General features: G+C 58.5%; 7 protein-coding genes. 4 read left to right on the top strand and 3 right to left on the bottom strand.

Annotated features, from left to right (window positions below; translation table 11 throughout):
- From EOB59_RS33740 to EOB59_RS35470, 3 genes are all read right to left on the bottom strand, one after another.
- Positions 1-386: MucR family transcriptional regulator (locus EOB59_RS33740; RefSeq protein ID WP_128290231.1), on the bottom strand; the 386-nt coding region annotated here is incomplete at its 3' end.
- A gap of 269 nt (positions 387-655) precedes the next feature.
- Positions 656-1,195 (bottom strand): DUF309 domain-containing protein, encoded by a 540-nt coding sequence (locus tag EOB59_RS33735; RefSeq protein WP_245329711.1) that lies wholly within the window; start codon positions 1,193-1,195, stop codon positions 656-658.
- Positions 1,188-1,418, bottom strand: coding sequence for a hypothetical protein (locus tag EOB59_RS35470; protein ID WP_164895832.1), 231 nt, complete (start codon positions 1,416-1,418; stop codon positions 1,188-1,190). Before EOB59_RS35470 ends, EOB59_RS33735 begins: the two co-directional genes overlap by 8 nt.
- Positions 1,419-1,748: 330 nt before the next feature.
- On the opposite strand from EOB59_RS35470, the gene EOB59_RS33730 reads away from it, so the two are divergent.
- From EOB59_RS33730 to EOB59_RS33715, 4 genes are all read left to right on the top strand, one after another.
- Positions 1,749-2,051, top strand: a complete 303-nt coding sequence (locus EOB59_RS33730) for a DUF982 domain-containing protein (RefSeq protein WP_095482618.1) — start codon at positions 1,749-1,751, stop codon at positions 2,049-2,051.
- A gap of 207 nt (positions 2,052-2,258) precedes the next feature.
- Positions 2,259-2,507, top strand: a complete 249-nt coding sequence (locus tag EOB59_RS33725) for a DUF982 domain-containing protein (RefSeq protein ID WP_095482605.1) — start codon at positions 2,259-2,261, stop codon at positions 2,505-2,507.
- Between the two features lie 276 nt (positions 2,508-2,783).
- Complete coding sequence (locus EOB59_RS33720) at positions 2,784-3,047, top strand: DUF2285 domain-containing protein (RefSeq protein ID WP_164895833.1); 264 nt, start codon at positions 2,784-2,786, stop codon at positions 3,045-3,047.
- Positions 3,048-3,391: 344 nt separating this feature from the next.
- Positions 3,392-4,321, top strand: a complete 930-nt coding sequence (locus tag EOB59_RS33715; protein WP_128290230.1) for a TauD/TfdA family dioxygenase — start codon at positions 3,392-3,394, stop codon at positions 4,319-4,321.
- The last annotated feature ends 211 nt before the right edge of the window (positions 4,322-4,532 follow it).

Raw genomic sequence — 4,532 nt, 5'->3', positions numbered from 1 at the left:
GTCTTGGCCAAGGCCGAGCGCGCAGCGGCGTAATTCGGTGCGACCATGGGATAGTCCGCCGGCAGGCCCCATTTGGCGCGATATTCGTCCGGCGTGAGGCCATAGTGGGTCGACAGATGGCGCTTTAGCGATTTGAACTTCTTTCCATCGTCAAGGCAGATGATGTAGTCCGCCATCACCGACTTCTTGATCGGAACAGCAGGCTTGAGAGCCTGCGGCTGTTCTGCGGAAACGCTGCCGGCCGTTCCTTTCAGTGCTGCATGTACTTGGCCGATCAGGGCGGGGAGATCGCCCACTGGGACCGGATTGTTCGAGACATAGGCTGAGACGACATCGGCGGTAAGCTCGATGAGGGCGTCGAGGTTGTGATCGGCTTCTTCTGTCATGAAATTCTCCGGGTGGCCTGAAGACAGCAGGCGAAGTCTTGCTACATAGTGATGGTTGTGGCTGAAGGCAATAAATGTCTCGGCAGCATAAGTATCGCCATAAGCCATTGCTAATAGGCGTTCCCACCGGAAACCGTTTCGCTGCCAGGCGCCGGAACCGATATGCAGCCATGCCGTCTTGAGCTTTTGTAATTCCGAAAACAACGTGACGAAAATCCGCGCTACACGAAAATACGGCCAGGTGAACGAAACCTGGCAATCGTCGTTCGTCAGTGACGTTGGCCCAACGGGTCCGGTCTATTCCCGGCGACTTCTACGGATGACTGTTTGTTTTTTGCGAGCTGATCGGCCTTTCCGCCGGAGCTTGGTCCGAGAATGAAGTCAAACACGGGTTGGGGCTGACCGAGCGCTGTCGCCTGCAAGGCTGCCGGGATCCGTGCCGCGGCTTCTGCGTATTCGGCGAGCGCTGCGGGTGACATGCCGAGCGCACGCTCGAAGGTATGATCCGCCGTGTTCAGCCGACGAAGGAGCGCCGCGGCGCGTCCGGCATGACGCATCGCCGCCGCCTGCTTGCCCTCGCGGATCTTCACACCGGCCGCCGATAACAGGATCAATCCCTTGAAGAGCGTCCGAAGCGGAGCGTCTCGGTCTGCAACTTGCCACAGACCCTCCCACGCCTCATGGGCTTCCCAGTAATAACCATGGTTGAAGAGGTCGAGACCCCAAAGGAATATGTCTGAGTCCAGCGACGCCTCTGCCGCCGACGGCATGGCTTCGCTATTGTAGCTATGTCCCGCGGGATCACGCACGGGATGCGGTTGCCTGCCCGGCAGATACGCATAGGATGGAAAGCTCTTTCCCGGCAGCCAGCGCCGGCGCAACATCGAACCAATAGCCATCAAAGCCGTATAGCACACCCGTGGCCCTGAACAGATGCTCAGTTCCGTGCATAGCCGCCGCATCAGGAATGTCTTGGCAAATGGTGTCAGCCAGCCAGATCTCACGAAGCTGCGAGGTTGCGTCGGCGGTCATCGGGCAGTTCATGCGGGCCCTCACTTCGCGGCGGTCATACTGTGGCTCGGCAGTTAAACGGGGCCTTTCAATTTGTGTGGTTCATCCGCCGTTAGAGAATGACGGCACCCGGGGGTATGTTCTCCTCAGATCAGGCCAGGAAGGAAGATAGATGCCTCTTCGCCGGACTTCGCGGTGATGCGCAGCCGAACTGCTTACCGAGGATGCAGATCACGCATGTTCTTCCTCTTGAATCGTCATCGCCCTGACAGCACATTTCTGCAATGGTCGGCGGGCGTCGATGCGGCCCGGGTCGTGCAAATTGGCTATGGAGCAGGTGGAGGGGAACGAATGAACGCTGAGGCTTTTAGCAGCCCCATTTTCGTGAAACGAGCCAGCTATATCGTGCAAGAGATTGCCAGTCTTGCGGACGCTATCGATTTTCTCAATGAGTGGCCCGAGGATCGCAGAGACCTGACCTACGAGACCGCTCTGAGGGCATGTTGTGATGCATATGCTGGGCACATACCGGTGGACGCTGCCAGCAATGCCTTTGTCGGCTTTGCAAAGCGAGTTGCCATATTGGAGGACCCAACCTCCGCCATGCAGTGGATCGCTGCGTGCAAGGCGGGCATCGGAAAGGTGCAGGCGTAGGCTCCACAAACTGTGCGACACTGGCGCAAGGCGACATTGTCGAGATTGAGCTAGCCAATCCCCCGCCACCCGACATGAACCAGACAGCGCTCATGACGATCTCTTGGACGCCAGCGACCAAGTTTAGCTGCGAGGGTGCAGCCGGATCTTTCGGCTAAGGAAATAAATGCGAGCGAGGCTGTCGCCGCTGGGTGTAGAGGGGGAGTGATGACCGGCTCGAGCAGATTTGAAAAGCCAGTCGTTGTTCAAGTCAGCCGTCACAGTTCGGAGCGTGTCGTGTTCGATGTCAATGACGCGTCCAACATCCTGCTGCGGCATCTCCATCGTCAGACCGCGAAGCGCAAGGCAGCAATGGACGCCTGTCTGCAGGTGTTGCGAGGTGAGGCTCATCCACCAGTCGCTCGGCGTGCTTTTGTGGCAGCCGCGCTCGAAGCAAAGATACTGCGCAGCGATTGAGAGCTTGGACGCGCGCTAATGAATTTCGTTCATCTCGGCATCGCTGCAAGTTTGCCGCGCCTCGCGCCCACGCCGTCCACACGGAGGGAACTCGAGGATCTGCCGCCGTTGCGCCTGGGCTGGGCGGCAGAATACTGAAGCTGTCCCGAAGCACGGCCGCGCCGGGACATTTGCGGAGAGATCAGGGATTGTCATTTAGGACTATGATTGCTGTCTGCTTTGGCTAACCTGTCGAAGGAATATCCCACTGAAATAATGATGGAGTACCGAACTGCCATGAAAGTCGGAACGAAACCGGCAATCCAGGAAGAAGTGCCATGGTCCGACAGCCTGACCACGTACGATAAGCAGCACCACACGCTGTACCTGAGGTTCCTGGATGCGGCCGCTGATGATGCCAGCTATGAGGAGATGGCGCAGGAGATCCTCGGCATCGATCCGGTACAGGAACCGGAGCGCGCCCGCAAAGCCGCGCGAAGCCATCTCGATCGGGCGAACTGGATGGTGACGACAGGGTACAAAGAATTGTTCGCGGGATAACGGAGAATGGGCGGCAGCTCCTCAGCAGCAGATTGGTCCAGGCGTCCACTAGCAAGGCGATCCGTTGCTTCCGCGATGGCCTTCCTGATCCGGCGCTGGATCTTGCACCATCAAACCCCCATCTAGCGCCGTTTCCTTGCCCAGAGAGAACTCAACACCGAGACCGGAGCAACGGAGACGGCTCTTTCGTCGAGCCAGTTTAATTTGGAACATTATTTCTATGTTTAAGTCGATTATCTTGTTCAATAGCTCTGTTGACTCGCGATGAGACTTTCAACGCCGCGCGACATCCGCTGGCCGGATGTGACTTGCTGTCCCCTTCCAAGATCAATCAGGAGATCCCCATGAGCAATCCAGTCCTTGTCAACCAGACCATTCCTGACTCCGACGTTGTACAGCTGATCAGCCGTGTTGGAGCTGAAATCAGAGGCGTCCGCCTTGGCGGAGACCTTTCGGACGCAGCGATAGCAGCCATCAACCAGCTTCTTCTAAAACACAAGGTGATCTTCTTCCGCGGCCAGGAGCATCTCGACGATGCGGAGCAGGAATTGTTCGCGCGGCGTCTGGGTGACCTTGTACCTCATCCCACGCAGGGGCCGGCAGCCGGCACGGCCTCAATTCTCAATCTCGATTCCGGCCGTGGCGGTGGCAGGGCAGACCAGTGGCATACCGACGTGACTTTCGTCGATGCCTATCCGAAATTCTCGGTCCTACGTGGCGTCGTCATTCCGGCGACGGGGGGCGACACGATCTGGTCCAACACGCACGCCGCGTACGAGAATCTGCCGGCGCCGCTCAAAATATTGGCGGACAATCTGTGGGCTATTCATAGCAATGCCTACGACTACACAGCCGTGCGCCCGCGCGCCACAGCCGAAGAGAAGAAGCACTTCGAGGAAATCTTCACATCGACGATCTACGAGACCGAGCATCCGGTCGTGCGCGTCCATCCGGAAACCGGGGAGAAGTCGCTGCTGCTCGGCAATTTCGTGCAGCGCCTCGTCGGCCTTTCCAAGAGCGATTCCGCCAAGCTCCATGAGGTGTTCCAGTCCTACGTCACTGCCCCGGAAAATACCGTGCGGTGGCGCTGGCAAGTAGGCGACGTCGCTATCTGGGACAACCGTGCTACCCAGCATTATGCGGTCAACGACTATGGCGACCAGCACCGGGTTGTGCGTCGCGCTACGGTTGACGGTGACGTTCCGATCGGCGTCGACGGTCGCCGCAGTATAACCCATGTCAAGGCAGCCAAGCCGGCGGCGAAGGCAGCCTGACCGTCTGAACAGGGTAAAGATGAAAACTTCGTATCGCCGCGGCCATATCGCGCTGCTTAACCGCCCCACAAAGCCTTATGATTTCCGAGAAGCAAGGCGAGTTGCGGGCTCGAGGCTTGGCCCGAAATCGAGGTCCTGCAGCGTGGCGCATGGCTCGAGTCGCTGCTCGTGGCCCCGCTGCAGCGGTACAGGTCCCCCATCGCCCCACGAT

The sequence above is a fragment of the Mesorhizobium sp. M7A.F.Ca.MR.176.00.0.0 genome, from assembly GCF_004023165.1.
Taxonomy (GTDB): domain Bacteria; phylum Pseudomonadota; class Alphaproteobacteria; order Rhizobiales; family Rhizobiaceae; genus Mesorhizobium.
The sequence above is the reverse complement of the archived record's forward strand: the minus strand, read 5'-3'. Positions and strand labels throughout refer to the sequence as shown.